This is a genomic window from Salinimicrobium maris, assembly GCF_049680855.1.
In the GTDB taxonomy this organism is placed as follows: Bacteria; Bacteroidota; Bacteroidia; order Flavobacteriales; family Flavobacteriaceae; genus Salinimicrobium.
The window spans coordinates 246,204-264,037 of the sequence record NZ_JBMPGS010000004.1; the positions used below are offsets into that span (position 1 = coordinate 246,204).

Annotated in this window: 3 protein-coding genes; 2 read left to right on the forward strand and 1 reads right to left on the reverse strand. The window is 41.4% G+C overall.

The window, feature by feature from the left end; all coding sequences use genetic code 11:
- Window positions 1-115: 115 nt before the first annotated feature.
- Together ACOV1Q_RS13450 and ACOV1Q_RS13455 are read left to right on the forward strand one after the other, a co-directional pair.
- The gene (locus tag ACOV1Q_RS13450) at window positions 116-9,571 is read left to right on the forward strand and encodes a DUF8693 domain-containing protein (protein WP_424494921.1); all 9,456 of its coding nucleotides are present in this window, start codon (window positions 116-118) and stop codon (window positions 9,569-9,571) included.
- 353 nt (window positions 9,572-9,924) lie between these two features.
- Window positions 9,925-17,157, forward strand: coding sequence for a DUF8693 domain-containing protein (locus tag ACOV1Q_RS13455; RefSeq protein ID WP_424494922.1), 7,233 nt, complete (start codon window positions 9,925-9,927; stop codon window positions 17,155-17,157).
- A gap of 28 nt (window positions 17,158-17,185) precedes the next feature.
- On the opposite strand, the gene rsmG is transcribed toward ACOV1Q_RS13455, so the two are convergent.
- Complete coding sequence (rsmG, locus tag ACOV1Q_RS13460; RefSeq protein WP_424494923.1) at window positions 17,186-17,815, reverse strand: 16S rRNA (guanine(527)-N(7))-methyltransferase RsmG; 630 nt, start codon at window positions 17,813-17,815, stop codon at window positions 17,186-17,188.
- Window positions 17,816-17,834: the final 19 nt, after the last annotated feature.

Consider the following 17,834-nt stretch of genomic DNA (forward strand, 5'->3'; position numbering starts at 1 on the left):
GAATTTTACTGCTATTAAAGTATTATTACGCACTTAATCGATCAAAAGAAGCTTAAAATGAATGAGATAAGGTTTTTTTTTCTACTTTTGAACTCTAAATTCTTAACAGGAATTTATGAGGAAAAAAACTACCTCTCTTTTATTTATTGGTTTTTTGATGATGCTGACTTCAGCCCTGGCTTCCTATTGGGAAGAACCAGCAGAGAAACCTGTGATTTTTCCTTCTCCCAAACAAGAACAACTTTCCTGGAACGAATCTCCCTTTGGAATTTTTGCATTGGGAGTTGCAGATTGTGATAATGATACGGAAGATCCAAAAATCACCCTTGGAAACGACATTTCCGAGAGTACAGATACAGGACAATGTACGGCATCAATAAATATTCCTGATGCGAGCTTCAGCGACAATTGTTCCGGGGAAACTTTAAAGTGGGTAATGTCAGGGGCTACCACTGGAAATGGAAACGGACAGGTTGGCAATAAAGTCTTCAACATTGGAACTACCACCATCAACTACACTGTTACCGATGCAGCAAACAATACTACGACAGGGTCTCTTTATGTAGTTGTTGAAGATAATGAAGATCCAAAAATTACTCTTGGAAATGACATTTCCAAGAGTACAGATACAGGGAAATGTACGGCATCAATAAATGTTCCTGATGCGAGCTTCAGCGATAATTGTTCAGGGGAAACTTTAAAGTGGGCAATGTCAGGGGCTACCACCGGAAATGGAAACGGACAGGTTGGCAATAAAGTCTTCAACATTGGAACTACTACCATCAACTACACCGTTACCGATGCAGCAAACAATACTACGACAGGGTCTCTTTATGTAGTTGTTGAAGATAATGAAGATCCAAAAATTACCCTTGGAAACGATATTTCCGAGAGTACAGATACAGGGAAATGTACGGCATCAATAAATATTCCTGATGCAAGCTTCAGTGATAATTGTTCCGGGGAAAATTTAAAGTGGGTAATGTCAGGGGCTACCACTGAAAATGGAAACGGACAGGTTGGCACCAAAACCTTCAATATCGGAACAACAACCATCAACTACACTGTTACCGATGCAGCAAACAATACTACGACAGGATCTCTTGATGTAGTTATTGAAGATAATGAAGATCCAAAAATCACCCTTGGAAATGACATTTCCGAAACTACAGATACAGGACAATGTACGGCATCAATAAATGTTCCTGATGCGAGCTTCAGCGATAATTGTTCCGGGGAAACTTTAAAGTGGGCAATGTCAGGGGCTACCACCGGAAATGGAAACGGACAGGTAGGCAATAAAGTCTTCAACATTGGAACTACTACCATCAACTACACCGTTACCGATGCAGCAAACAATACTACGACAGGGTCTCTTTATGTAGTTGTTGAAGATAATGAAGATCCAAAAATTACCCTTGGAAACGATATTTCCGAGAGTACAGATACAGGACAATGTACGGCATCAATAAATATTCCTGATGCGAGCTTTAGTGATAATTGTTCAGGGGAAACTTTAAAGTGGGTAATGTCAGGGGCTACCACCGGAAATGGAAACGGGCAGGTTGGCACCAAAACCTTCAATATCGGAACTACCACCATCACGTATACAGTGACCGATGCAGCAAACAATACTACGACAGGGTCTCTTGATGTAGTTGTTGAAGATAATGAAGCGCCTGTACCACCAGTTCTTTCTCCAATAACTGACTGGAGCTGTGGAAAAACAATACCCACTCCTGTTGCTCAGGATAATTGTTCCGGAGAAATTGAAGGGGTCACAGAAAAAGTAGTTTTCGACAGTCCGGGGGAGTATATAATCACCTGGACTTTTACCGATATTTCAAACAGGAAGAATACATCAACTGCCGAACAGGTGATCATAGTTCCTGAACCTACTGTTGACGTACCGGCAATTGACGGTACTGCATTCTGTAATACAGAATCTATTCCAGCTATTACCTTTACAGGTAATGGATTAGAAAATAAACATTATGAATGGTCCTATAAAGATGCAAATAACAACAGCATTGATATTGGAATTCCCTCAAGTGGCACAGGAAATATTGCGGCCTTTACTGCAAAAAATATCACCAATGAACCCATTACTGCAGAATTTACAGTAATTCCTTTTGGGAATGATTGCGAAGGTAGTCCTCAACGGTTCTCAATTACTATAAACCCAACCCCCACAATTACCAAACCTGCCGACATTGTAGTTTGCGATGGAGAAATTGTTCCTGAAATAAAATTTCCAGGAGTTTCTGTTTCCGGAAGCAGAAGGGATTGGACAAATGACAACACTGTAATTGGACTGGCTGAAAGCGGCCGGGGCAAAATTGTCTCTTTCACTGCTTCAAATGATACAAACCAAAGCATATTCGCAACAATTACCGTAACCCCAACTGCAAATAACTGCACTGGAATATCAGAAACCTTTCAAATCGAAGTAAAACCTAAACCTACCGTTACTGCTCCTGAAGACCAGGTGTATTGTAATGGGGTTAACACAAAAGCAATTACATTAGACGGTTCTCCTACAGGTGTAAAATATAATATCACGGGCGGTGCAAGTATAGGTTTATCGAATAAAACAGGAGTTACAGAAATTCCTTCATTCACTCCTGTAAATAATACTTCGAATCCTGTTTCTACCAGCATTACAATTACCCCAACAGCGAATGGCTGTATGGGTGAACCTGTAAATTTTTCGGTCGTTGTAAATCCTACACCAAATGTTAGTATTTCTCCTTCCAGTCAGCAACTTTGTTCAGGAGAAACCACCAATCTCTCGTTATCAGGCGGAATTGACGGAAGTACATTTAACTGGACCGTTTCAGAAATTTCTCCTGCCGGCAGTGTTTCTGGTGCCGCAAATGGAAACGGGAACAAAATAGAACAAACCTTAACAAATAGCACCAGTAGTCCGGCGACGGTAAAATACAAGGTTACCCCTTTAGCCAATGAATGTTCGGGAACGCCTATTACCGTAGCGGTGACGGTACACCCTACTCCTGAATTAAATTTTACAATTCCGTCATGTAGTCCGTCAGTAGATTTGACTGCACCCGAAATAAAAGATGGTTCTACTACTGGTTTAACTTACAGCTATTGGAATGATGCTGCAGCTACATCAAGTATAAATAATCCAGCAGCAGTAGGATTGGGAACTTATTATATTAAAGGAACTTCTGCTGCGGGCTGCTCGTTGATAAAAGAAGTTGTAGTAGATCAAATACAACCCCAATTGATAAATATTGAAGAAGCACCCGCGGAAATTTGTAGTGGTGAAGTTTTCAACTTTTTACCGGAAAGCAATCTGGAAGACACAAGTATTAGCTGGTCCAGAGCAGCGGTTGGAGAAAACTCTGCAACTACATCTTCAGAGAGAAGTAATGTGAATCCCAACGAATCTTTGGTAAATACCTCAGGAGCAGCATTAACGGCCACTTATATTTTTTCATTAGAAAATAATGGCTGCACCAGCACTTTCCCAGTTGAAGTAGAGATTTTACCAGCACCACAATTGATTGAGGAGCCAATAGATGACATTTGTAATGGTAGCAGTATAAACTATAATCCAAAAAGTTCTCTTAGCAATTCAACCGTTACATGGCGCAGAAATGCATTTGAAGGAAATCCTGCTTCTTCAGGTTCCGGAGCTATAGATGAAGTTCTTTATAATGACTCCGGAATAGAAATAGGAGTTACTTATTTCATCACCATCACTTCAGCAAAAGGGTGTGCAGTTGAAGAAAGTATTAGTTTCTCTTTACTATCTGGCCCAAAGGTAACAGCCACAGTATCCGACAATGAAATTTGTGCCGGTGAATATATAGACCTGTTTTCCACTTTTGAAGGAGAACAGCAATCTGTGGAACCAATACTTTTTGAAGAAAATTTGAATGGCTCGGCCACTAATTGGACTACCTATAATAATTCTCACCGCGGTAATAGTAATGCTCCCAGATGGAGATTAAGACCAAATAACTATACTCCCAATTACAACTATAACATCAGATCTAACGACGGAAGCCAATTCTTTTTATCAAACAGTGATGCACAGGGGGAGAACACTTACACAGAAACTATTTTTCAGTACAATAAGAGTATCAATACTACAGGTTACACCAGCCTGGATCTTACATTTTGGCAAGACTATATCCACTATTCAAGCATTGGTGTAGTAGAAGTTTCAACAAACAACCAAGACTGGGAACGTGTATATTCTACTCCAAACAACAATAGCAAAGGAATGGTTTCCTTTAATTTAGATGGATGGACCGGGAAAGAAAACTTATATATTCGTTTTAAATATATGGCAAATTGGGGGTATTGGTGGGCTATTGACAACATTAAATTAACTGGAGAAGGCTCTACTATTCCCGATGTTACATGGACTTCCTCAACAAACCCCGAATGGACATCGAATGATCCCAATCCTACAAATATTTCTGTTTCAAGAACCACGATTTTTACTGCTACTTATACTGATCCCGATGTTGAATGTCCGGGAGTTGGTGCTGTGGAAGTAAAGGTGAAAGATCCATTACAACCGGAAATTATTGCGAACTACTGCTCTCTCGACCAAACAAATCAGGTACTATTATCTGTAGATGCTTCGTATGACTCCTATAGATGGGTAGCTTCCGGACGAACTATTTCTACTGAAACATCTTTGGAAGTGAGTTTAGCTCAAACCTATACTTTATATGTGACCAAAAATGGATGTGAAGCTTCAGCTTCCATTACTCCAAATGAAAATCTAATTATCAACGGCGATTTCGAACAGGGAAATACAAGTGATTTTAATACTGCCTATAGATATGTTAACAATGACCCCAACTCCCGTGGAGAAATGTATCCCGAAGGAACCTACGCTGTGGGTGAAAATGCTTATGATTATCACAATAACTTTAGTGGTCTAGGACATGGAGGAAGAGGCAATTTCATGATCGTCAATGGAGATCGTTCAATAGGTAACGTTGTCTGGCAATCTAATACGCTGGAAATCATTCCCGATACCGATTATTATTTTAGTGCCTGGACTTCAAACGTTAACCCCGCAAGTCCCGCCCGTTTAAGGATACAAGTATCGATTAATGGGACTGTTGTTAAAGAAAGTACCTTAGGAGATTTGACAAACGAACCAGTAGGGAAGTGGATCAACTTCTATAATCCTGAACTGTGGAATTCTGGCAATAATACTGAGGCAGTTTTAAGAATTATTAATGAGAATCCAGATCCCGGAGGGAATGATTTTGGCATTGATGACATTTCCTTTGCGGCTTTTAGATCTTTTGATTTTGAATTTACTCCTGAAAACAATGGCCCCATATGTGAGGAACAAACAATCCATTTATCTGCAAATCTCGATGGGGGACGTCTACCTATTACTTATGAGTGGACGGGACCAGAAGGCTTTAACCGCTCAAAAACGATTACAAAAGAAAGTGAACGTGTAGAGGCAGATACAATACAAATTACTGGCGCTACTGCTGAAATGTCTGGAGAGTACCGCCTAAAGATCACAGACTTCTACGGTTGTAATCTCGAAACTAAAAGCACCAACGTTGAGATATTACAAAAAGCAGAAGTATTCGCGGGAGACGATTTAGAAGTATGTTCAAGCAATGCAGCTATCACTTTGGTTGATGCTTTTATAAACCATCCATCTCTGGCCACCGGTTTCTGGACAACTTTAGATGGTAATAATTCTCGTTTTGAGAATCCTAACGAGATCAATACGATTTATAATCCCAATGAAACTGAAGTTAATGCCGGGGAAATACAATTGGTTTTACACGCTACCCAGGATGCAGGTGCGATTTGTGAAAAGGTGAGCGATACAATTACAGTACGCTTCAATGTGAGTCCTCAGGTAGAAGTTACTCCAGTGAATATTTCCTGTTTTGAGGCAGACAATGGTGAAATAATGGCCGAAATCAAGGAAGGCACAGGGACAGCATCATTTACCTATATATGGAATCGTGTCGAAAATGGAACGAACAATCCTATTGGAAAAAGCGGCAAAAATGCCACCGGCCTTGCAAAAGGATTGTATAATGTGACTGTAACTGATGCTAAAGGCTGTTCCATCACCTCAGAAAACATTACGATTTTAGAACCTACTCCTCTCGAAATTACTTCTGCCGGGTTTACAGAACCTACGTGCTTTGGGGGTCAAGATGGTACCGCAACTATTGAGGTACAAGGAGGATTTATTGATAAAAATGAACCCGTATATAATTTTCAACTATTGAATAGTGAAGGTTTGGAAGTTGCTTCCGGAGAAAATTTATCCTCAAATTCATTTACAGCTTCAGAATTGAGTGCAGGGAATTATACTTTCCTGGTAAGTGCCGGAGAAAATTGTGCCAGTCTCACCCGTAACCTGACTATTACTCAACCTGATGAATTAATTGCAAATGCAGGAAATGTTACTTCCCCTACGGAATGCGGCATCAAATCAATAAATTTAAGTGCAACTCCTGTAGATCCTGCAATCGCAACCGGCCAATGGTCTTATACATCACCAAATGGCGGCGCTGGAAACTTTTTAGATCCTTCTTCCGCAACCACTACTTTTTACGGTGAGGCCAATAAAGAATATGAAGTAAGCTGGACATTAACTCCTGTCACCGATTGTGCTCCTATTAAAGACTCCAGGATTTTTACGTTCCCTACAGAATGCAGCAAATTAAATTTTGATGGTGTAGATGATCATATAACCATAGAAAATAGTTACGATATGGGAGCTTCGTCTTTCACTCTGGAAGCCTGGGTGAAACCTGAGGGTACCTTAAATGGCATGCGCACCATACTTTCGAAACGTGATCCAAATGAAACGAATCTGGGCTATGATTTAATCCTTAATAATGGTTCGCCGGCCTTTAGAGTTAAAAACAGAACTGTGGTTACTAATTTCAAACTAAGAACAGACAGGTGGTACCATTTAGCCGGTGTATTTTCTGCTGGAAATGAAATGAAAATCTATGTAGATGGGATCTTAATCCAGACAAATGGTAATGTTCCCGGAGGAAGTGGAAAGATGACCACGCCATTTTTAATTGGCGCTGCATTTGATCCTTCTTCGGCAACGAACAGTAAAGAGCATTTCCAGGGTTGGATTGAAGAAGTAAGGATCTGGACCGAAGCTTTAGCTGGCAAGCAGATTCAGTTTTTAATGAATCAAAGAGTAATACCAGGTAGTTCTCCACTCAGGGGGGATGTTCTACCCATAGATGTACCTTTTGAAGCTGTCGGAAATGACAATACTGCTCTAAAGTGGGACGATTTAGCGGGATATTACAGGCTAATTGCCCAGCAATATGACCCTAATGATGAAGATGGCAAGTATGGAGTACAAAATGGTACAACACCAGATTTATCAGCCAATAAAGTACCCGGAAACCTGCGGAATATTGAAGAGAACCAGGAAAATAGTGCACCACTTCCATATGAAACTGTAAAAAATGGTAATTGGTGGGATCTAAGTACCACCACAAGCCCTTGGAAACATAGCGAAGGACGGTGGGATTCCCCTTTTGCCACAGGCATAAATGGAGATAAAATAAGCTGGAACATTGTACGATTATCAAATAATATCTCTTCCGAAATGCAAGATATCGAACTTCTGGGATTACTGTTAAAAGAAGGCAGTAGCCTGGACATGATAGGTTCAGAAACAGGAAAGGCCGGAAATGGGCTTACCATAAGCCGTTACTTAAAACTGGATGGCAGCATAGATCTTAATGGGGAATCTCAGCTCATCCAAACCGAAGGCAGTGTTGCGGAAGGTGAAGGTTACATAACACGTGACCAGCAAGGTACGGTCAGCAGCTATAACTACAACTACTGGAGTTCACCGGTAGTAAAAAGTTCTGGTAAGACTTCATATAAGGTCGGTGAAGTACTGAAAGAAGGTTTTAAACTGGAGAATGTATCGGCACCCGGTAATAAAAATGGAAAAACTGTGCCTGTCAAGTTTGGAGATGGTCCTTTCTATGTAGAACATAATTCTGATCCCAATCATATTCTTATTAGCAATTACTGGATCAATGGATTTTTCCCTGATGACCGGGAGGAAAATGCCAACAAGTACAGTGCCTGGAAACAATTGGGAAGTAACCCATCAGATCCTGCAAAATTTCTAAAACCAGGCGAAGGCTTTACCATGAAAGGTTCTGAAAATGTTGATGTTGTAAAGGCAGAAAATAGTGGTTTCTATCAAAGCTATACGTTTAAAGGTTTTCCAAATAATGGAGATATCCTCCTTAGAACTTCCTATCCTAATCAAAATTATTTGGTTGGAAACCCCTACCCTTCTGCAATTGATGCCAATAAATTTATAGATGAGAACGAACCATACATAAATGGCGCCGTATATTATTGGCATCATTTCGCCGGAAAGTCTCACTACCTGCAAGATTACATTGGTGGCTATGCAGTTTATAACAAATCTCTTAGCTTACCCGCCAAATCTGTAGACGCCCGAATAAACAATTCAAATCCTAACCGAAGTGGTAAAAAAGTGCCCGGTAGGTACGTACCTGTTGCACAGGGGTTCTTCGTAAACACCTCAAAAGGAGGAAGTAATGCAACAAATTCAAACCCTCAAAGCGGACAAATAAAGTTTACAAATGAGATGCGCCTGTTCGTTACTGAAAAATCGAACAGAGACTCTCAATTCCTTATAGCTATACCCGAAACGAAGCCAGGCAAACAGGTAACTTATACCGAAGATAATCGCTATAAAATTAGGCTTAACCTAAATTCTCCCCAGGGCTACTGGCGCCAAATAGGTGTTGTTGCAGATGCCACAACTTCTGAAGGTTTTGATTACGGTTATGATGCTCCAATATTAGATAAGGACAAAGAAGATATGTTCTGGATGATCGATGGGGAAGAATATGTCATTCAGGCGGTTCCAGACTTCAACCCTGAACGGGTACTACCTCTGGGAATCGAAATTGCCGCAGAAAAGGAATTCAGAATTGAAATTGATTCCCTGGAAAACGTGCCAGATGACCTCAATATTTACATTCGTAACAAGGTGGACAGTACTTACCACGATCTTCGAAAAGGTGCTTTTACTGACAGCATTCCGCCAGGAAATTACCTGGAGCGATATGCTCTTGTATTTCAGGAGCCCATTTCTGAAGATGTAGATGAAGGAGAAGATCCCGGTGATGAAGATCCCGGTGGAGAAGAAGATAATGATGGCGGAGGTGAAGATGATACTGGCGACGATGATGGTGATGATGGAAATGACGGTGGAGATGATGACGAAAACGATACACCAATAAATGGTGAAGAAGGAGATTCATACGAAAATTTCCACGTTTATTATTCAAATGAAGATAAAGAGATAACAATTGAAAACCCTGATCTTACTTCCATAAAATGGGGCCGGTTGAGCAGTCTATCAGGTCAGGAGATTCAGGTATACACAAATCTTCCAAAAGAGAAAGTAATCAAACTTCCTGTTAAACAAAATCCCGTGGGTGTATATGTTTTGAAACTACAGCTGGAAAATAAAGTGATCACATTAAAATTTGTGAAGTATTAATAATAACGATTTATCGAGGGTTTCTTAAAAAGTATCAGTAGCTAAAGTTTTAAAAATGGCATTTTCAAGGTTCTTTTAATTTACTACAGGGAATGAGATAAAAATTTCACCCAAACTTTTGAAAAATAGGAAGATAGGCAGATTATATAAGGAATTTCATTTCAATTCTTCCATTTAACTTACGAAATAGATTAAATTTGACATTTCATCGATCTATATAGGCATTTTATCGGTAAAATGAGATAATTTTTCCCTATTTTGCAATATTTCTTACGCAGGAACATATGGGTAAAAAAACTACGCGCTTCAAACTTTGTCTTTTCAGTTTGCTTTCAGGATGCCTTATGTTCCTAATGGCATTTCAGAGTAGTGAAATTACTATTTCTTTAGATAATCTTACAAACGTCCTTTGCCCAAATGGAAAAACAGGCAGCATTTCGGTAAGTGTTTCTGGAGGTACTGGTTCTTTAAGTTACTCCTGGACAGGTCCAGAGAACTTCGCCAGTTCTTCCCAGGATTTAAGCAATCTCGCGCCAGGCACTTACAGGCTTAAGGTCACCGACCAAACCACTCCTACCCCGCTCTCGAGGACTGCGGAATTTACTGTTATACAAGAGGATCTTGAAGCACCGGTTCTAAATGCTCCCGCACAAAAAACTTTTTCTGCAGATGCAGGAAAATGCACCAACTCCACTGTTTCTCTTGGAAGCCCCCAAATGAGCGATAATTGTAGTGTTACGAGTATACAGAATGATGCTCCCATGGTTTTTCCTGTCGGAGAAACTATCGTCACCTGGACTGCAAAGGATGCATTCGGAAACTCTACCACAGACACTCAGCTTATTATCATAACAGATGATGAAAAGCCAACCATCACTGCTCCCGCCGATATTTCTGTTTCCGCAGATGCAGGAAATTGCAGTGCAACCAATGTCAGTTTAGGATCAGAAACAGCAAATGACAATTGCGGAGTGCAGACGGTATCACACGATGCTCCTACTTCTTTCCCCCTGGGGAACACCATTGTGACCTGGACTGTGACCGATGATGCTGGAAACACACAAAATGACACGCAGCTCGTCACCATAACTGACGATGAAAAGCCAACCATCACTGCTCCCGTTGATATTTCTGTTTCAGCAGATGCAGGAAGTTGCAGTGCAACAAATGTCAGTTTAGGTTCAGAAACAGCAAATGACAATTGCGAAGTGCAGACGGTTTCCCATGATGCGCCTGCTTCCTTCCCCCTTGGAAACACCACCGTGACCTGGACAGTGATTGATGATGCAGGAAACACACAAACCGATACGCAGCTCGTTACCGTAACTGATGATGAAAAGCCAACCATCACTGCTCCCGCCGATATTTCTGTTTCAGCAGATGCAGGAAGTTGCAGTGCAACCAATGTCAGTTTAGGTTCTGAAACAGCAAATGACAATTGCGGAATTCAGACGGTATCACACGATGCTCCTACTTCTTTCCCTCTCGGAAACACCACCGTGACCTGGACTGTGACCGATGATGCAGGAAACACACAAAATGACACGCAGCTCGTCACCGTAACAGATGATGAAAAGCCAACAATTACCGCTCCTGCTGATATTGCCGTTTCAGCAGATGCAGGAAGTTGCAATGCAACAAATGTCAGTTTAGGTTCAGAAACAGCAAATGATAACTGCGGAGTGCAGACGGTATCGCATGATGCTCCTGCTTCTTTCCCTCTCGGAAACACCACCGTGACCTGGACAGTGACCGATGATGCAGGAAATACTCAAACCGATACGCAGCTCGTCACCGTAACAGATGATGAAAAGCCAACAATTGCGGCTCCCGCTGATATTTCTGTTTCAGCAGATGCAGGAAGTTGCAATGCAACAAATATCAGTTTAGGTTCAGAAACAGCAAATGACAACTGCGGAATTCAGACGGTATCACACGATGCGCCTGCTTCTTTCCCCCTGGGGAACACCACCGTGACCTGGACTGTGACCGATGATGCTGGAAACATAAAAACCGATACGCAGCTCGTCACCGTAACAGATGATGAAAAGCCAACCATCACTGCTCCCGCCGATATTTCTGTTTCAGCAGATGCAGGAAGTTGCAGTGCAACCAATGTCAGTTTAGGTTCAGAAACAGCAAATGATAATTGCGGAGTGCAGACGGTATCCCACGATGCGCCTGCTTCTTTCCCCCTGGGGAACACCACCGTGACCTGGACTGTGACCGATGATGCTGGAAACACAAAAACCGATACGCAGCTCGTCACCGTAACAGATGACGAAGCCCCTGTCATAACAGTTGGGGCAGATTTAAATGTTGAAAATGAGCCGGGAACATGCAGCGCTTCAGTGAATGTTCCTGCCGCCACCACGACAGATAATTGCTCAGTGGGTTCTCCAACTGCCACGAGGAGTGATGGAAAAAATCTTTCTGCCAAATATCCGGTGGGCACTACAACCCTTACATGGAGTGTAGTAGATGACGCCGGGAATCCTGCAGCCCAGGTTAAGCAAAAAGTGATGGTCACCGATTCTGAACCTCCAAAAATACCTGTTTTAGAAGATATTTTATCTGGGTGTGAAGTAACAATTTCGGCACCAACTACTTCAGATAATTGTGCGGGCAGCATCACGGGAACCACAACAGATCCTCTAACTTATTCCACTCCCGGAACCTATACCGTGAACTGGAGTTTTGATGACAACAATGGAAATGTAGTAAATGTACCGCAGGAGGTAACCATAGATCCTGTTAAAGGAGAAATCCTCTCTGTTGAAAATGTGCTTTGCAACGGCTTTTCTACCGGCAAAGTGACGGTTTCAGGTTCAGGTGGAAATGCTCCTTACACCTATACCTGGGCTAGGCTTGGTATGGGGGCAACCAAAGAAAACCTTTCCGCCGGTACATATTCCGTCGTAATTTCAGATTCACAGGGTTGTGAAAGCACACCTCTTGAAGTAGTAATTACTGAACCAGACTCCTTTCTGGAAATAACAGAAATCTCTTTCATTTCGGGTTGTTATATGGAAAGCAATGCCACGGCTACCGTACAGGTAACAGGTGGGACAGGAAACTACACATACCTCTGGAGTGATGGCCAAACAGGACAGACGGCAGAGGGCCTTTCCTCCGGAAATTACAGTGTTACGGTTACAGATGAAAACGGATGTGAAGCAGCAAAAGAAGTAAATATCACGGCTCCTGAAGAACTTACAATACCTATTATTTCTACTACTCAAACAAACTCTTTTGGTACCGCAACAGGCACAGCTACAGCTAATGTTAGGGGAGGAACAGCACCTTATACTTTCACCTGGTCTAATGGTGCAACCGGCCAGATCATACGGAATCTCGCAGCCGGAAATTACAGTGTCACCGTTACCGATGCAAATGGCTGCTCATACTCCGAGGAATTTTCCATTGTAGATCCTTTGGAGTCTGCAATACTCCCTACTTCAATGTGTTTAGACGAAGAAGGAGGCATACGCACCTCAACTTTTGAAACTGAATTTGTGCGCGGTGGAACTGCTCCTTACACCTACTCCTGGACATTTGGAGAAGGTGCGTCCTTGCCCGATGGCACAAAGGGATCAGGAGTCCATGTAGTCGATTACACCTCAACCGGGAACAAGGTGATCACCCTCACCGTCAAAGATAAAAATGGCTTAACTTATGAAGAGACATTTCAGCATTATGTAGGCGAATGTTTTGAAGCCTGCGGTGAAACTCAAAACCTGGATTTTGACCTTGAAACCTTTTACGTGGGAAAAGAGGATCAAACTCCCCTTTCCGGATCTGAATGTTCTACATATACGGGTAAAAAATATATTTACCTAAAGGTAGCCAAAAACTCTAATGCATATAACCCTAACGTTGAATTCATTTACACCATAACAGATTTGAATGACGGAGGAAGTGTTGTAGATGTACAGGAAATTACCGGTTGTATAGATGTTGGAGGCGATGGGAAGATCCCAGAAATTTTCAGGGTTGGAGAGATCCCCAATTGGTCTTGTGGTTATTCAATAAGAATTGAAAATTTTTATATGTCATGGACAAACAATAGTAAAAAGAAGTGTGGAGATGTTCGAAGAATGATGTGTGTATCGACAAACGAAAATGATGAAATTTATTTCCCACTTTATGCAAGTGCAACAAGTAATAATTTACTGTGTTATGGCGATACCAGCGGTGTCATTACCGTAACTGCAGCAGGAGGAATTGGAGCAAGAGAATTTAGACTAAGCAAAGACGGGGCGGTTGTAAGAGACTGGCAAACTGAAAAGACCTTTAGGGAACTGGGTGCAGGCACCTATACCGCTACTGTGCGTGATGAGGAGCTTGATACCTACACCACCCAGGAACTTATCATTTCTGAACCGCAAAACCCTTTAACTGTCACAAAACCCATGGTAAAAACTAGCGTTACCTGCTACGGTGGTAGTGATGGAACGGCCACAGTTGAAGTTTCTGGAGGAACTCCATTTTCAACTGGGGAACCTTACATTTTTGTATGGTCCAATTCACAAACTACTGCAACCGCCACAGGTTTGGCGGCTGGAGAGCATTCAGTAACAATCCTTGATGCGAATGGTTGTGAAGTCACCGAATATGTTACCATAGAACAACCCGAGCAGACCCAGGCAAATGCCGGTACAGATCAAACTCTCACATGTGGCGTCACTACAACTAAAATTGGTAAGGATATTCCTGAAGACGAAACCGGCCATTGGGAAGTAGTAAATGGACCTTCTGGATGGTCCCTGGAAGATGCTAATTCTGCACAAACCGTTTTTAAAGGAAATATTGGTACCTACACCTTAAGGTGGACTGAATCCTGCGGCTCAAGAGATGATGTAAAAATTACTATCAGTGACTGTAGTACCATAGATTTTGATGGAGAAAACGATTACATTGAATTTGGAGATAATTATAAGATGACTGGTGAGTTTTCACTGGAAGCCTGGATTAAATTAAAATCTGTCACCGGAATCAAAACCGTGCTTTCAAAACGTGATTTTTCGAACCTCAGCAACGGTGGATATGATCTGGTTGTGGACAATGGTCTTCCCAAATTTCGATGGAACGGTAATTCTGTAGATTCTCCTCATGCCATAGACACTAGTAGATGGTATCATTTGGCAGTCACTTCCGGAAGTGACGGAACCATTCTTTACATCGACGGAATAGAAGTTGCAACGGGCTCTCAGGCCACTCCTGCCACAGCTGCAAACGCATTCTTGCTTGGAGGACTCTTTGATAGTTCTGCTCCATTCACTTCGGCCAATCTCTTCCACGGGTGGATCGAGGAAGTAAGAATCTGGAGTACTGAATTAAATATAGAACAAATCAGGTTCATGATGAACCAGAAACTGGTCAGCAACAATGGTCTTGTCCGTGGAGCCATAATCCCTATAAATGTTCCCGGAAATTTATCCTGGAATAATCTTCAGGGCTACTACCACCTTGAAAAGGTTCAGAATGGATTTGCAATTGGAGAAACTACAACTTCCATAGATGGAAAACTAAGAAATATTACCACCATTCAGGAGCATTCGGCACCCTTACCCTATGACACTAAAAGTAATGGTAACTGGTGGGATACGAATCTATCTTCCACCCCCTGGATTTATGGGGAAGGCACCTGGGACGCGCCATATAGCGCAGGTGTAAACAATGATAAGATCAAATGGAACATTGTAAGAATTTCCACAGATGTCTATACAGAGCAAAATGCAGAAGTGTTGGGATTACTGGTGGCAGATGATGAAACGCTACTTGTTGAAGGTTCTGTTTCTCAAACTTCCGGAAATGCGCTTTCGGTCTCTCATTATTTGGGACTTGATGGTACTATTGATTTAAACGGCGAATCTCAACTTGTACAATTCGAAAAAAGTATTGCTGAAGGAAATGGTCATGTCGAGCGCGACCAGCAGGGAACTGCCAGCAGCTATAACTACAACTATTGGAGTTCTCCTGTAATAAAAGAAGCAGGAAATACAACTTATAGAGTAGCAGATGTTCTTGCTGAAGGAAATAAAAATGGCAAAACTGTACCTGTTAAATTTGGGGATGGTCCGTTTTATGTAGAACACAATTCCGATCCTAATCATATTCTCATTAGCAATTACTGGATCAATGGTTTTTTCCCAGATGACCGTGAGGAAAACGCAAATAAATACAGTGCCTGGAAACAGTTAGGAAGCAATCCCACAGATCCTGCTAAAATGCTGAAATCAGGAGAAGGCTTTACCATGAAAGGATCAATGAACATTGCTGTTGAGGATTCTGAAAGACAGGGAATCTTCCAGAATTATACATTTAAAGGATTCCCTAATAATGGAGATGTATATTTAAGAACTTCCTATCCAAATCAAAATTACCTAACGGGAAACCCTTATCCTTCTGCCATTGATTCTCACCTTTTTATAGACGAGAATGAGCCGTATATAAACGGTGCTATTTATTACTGGCATCATTTCGCAGGAAAATCTCATTACCTTGAACAGTATGTAGGCGGTTACGCAGTTTACAACAAAGCCCTCAGCCTTCCGGCAAAATCTGTAGATTCAAGAATAGACAATTCAGATCCTAACAGAAGCGGCCAAAAGGTGCCGGGAAGATATGTACCCGTCGCCCAGGGATTTTTTGTAAACACTTCAAAAAGTGGAGATGTTGCCACCAATCCAAACCCTCAAAGCGGCCAGATTAAATTTACGAATGAAATGCGCCTTTTTGTTTCAGAAGAAAATAAAAGAGATTCTCAATTTTTGAAGCCTGAGTCCAAACCGGAAAAACAGGCATCTTATACTGAAGATAACCGATACAAAATTCTGCTCAACCTCAACTCTCCTCAAGGTTACTGGAGACAGATTGGTGTCACTGCAGATGTTTCTACTTCCGCCGGGTTTGATTACGGCTATGACGCACCAATTCTGGACAAAGACAAAGAAGATATGTTCTGGATAATTGATGGGGAGGAATATGTAATACAGGCCGTACCCGATTTCAATGTAGAACGAGTTCTTCCAATTGGGCTTGTAATTGCTGAAGAAAAAGAATTCAGCATAGAAATTGACCGACTGGAAAACATGCCTGATGACGTGCAAATATTCATTCGTAATAATTCTGACAGCACTTACCATGATCTTAGAAAAGGACGTTTTAGAGATACCATAGCTCCGGGATACTATGGAGACAGGTATGATCTCGTTTTCCAGGAACCGGTGGCCGATGTGGATGAAGGAGAAGACGAAAATGATGAAAGTGACGACGATGAAAATGATGATGACACCGGTGATAAGGAAAATGGAGAAGATGACGAAAATAATACTCCTAAAGGAGATTATCTTGAATTGTTCTTCTCCGGTGAAGACAACGAAATCACCATTCTTAATCCATACCTGATTCCTATCTATTCAGGAACCTTATATACCGTTTCAGGACAGAAAGTTCAGGATTTTCATCAAATTCCGTCTAAAGAAGTTGCAAAACTAAAGGTACAACAAAATCCGAGAGGCGTTTATATTATAAGCCTGCAACTGGAACAGGGAACCAAATCCATAAAACTAATTAAAGAATGATCTAAAAATGTGCTTTTGGAAGCACTTCCTAGCCTTTATATTTTAGCGGTAGATGCACAACTTTTTTTGTTTCAAAAAAATCCTCTTTAAAGTAATCCTGAAGATCATAAACGCTTGCTTTCGGATAATTTTCCAGCTCTTCAGTGAGATCGCCGCCTTTAAGATATAAAATGCCGTTTTTTAGCTCATGTTTACTTTCTTTGGCAATTTTCCCTTTCACCCAGTGCACAAAAGTAGGCATAACGGCCACTGCCCTGCTTACAATAAAATCAAAGTGCCCAGGAATTTCTTCCACACGTGCATTTGTAGTATGAACATTTTTCAGTTTAAGTCCTTCGGAAACTTCGTTCACCACTTTTATTTTTTTGCCGATGCTATCCACCAGATGGAAATTAGTTTCAGGAAAAAGAATGGCTAAAGGAATTCCCGGAAAGCCACCGCCCGTTCCCACGTCCAGAATCGAAGCCCCCGGCCGGAATTTTTGAACCTTTGCAATTCCCAAAGAATGCAATACATGACGAAGGTACAATTCATCAATATCCTTTCTGGACACTACATTTATTTTAAGATTCCAGTCCTGGTACAGATCTTGTAACGCTTCAAATTTTAATCTTTGGTCTTCAGAAATTTCAGGAAAATACGCTCGAATTAACTCCAATGTTTTTATTTTTATAGCA

Bases quoted from the DNA above. Each gene is read 5' to 3' on its own strand.
- ACOV1Q_RS13450 (WP_424494921.1), top strand. From the start codon at position 116: ATGAGGAAAAAAACTACCTCTCTTTTATTTATTGGTTTTTTGATGATG.
- ACOV1Q_RS13455 (WP_424494922.1), top strand. From the start codon at position 9,925: ATGGCATTTCAGAGTAGTGAAATTACTATTTCTTTAGATAATCTTACA.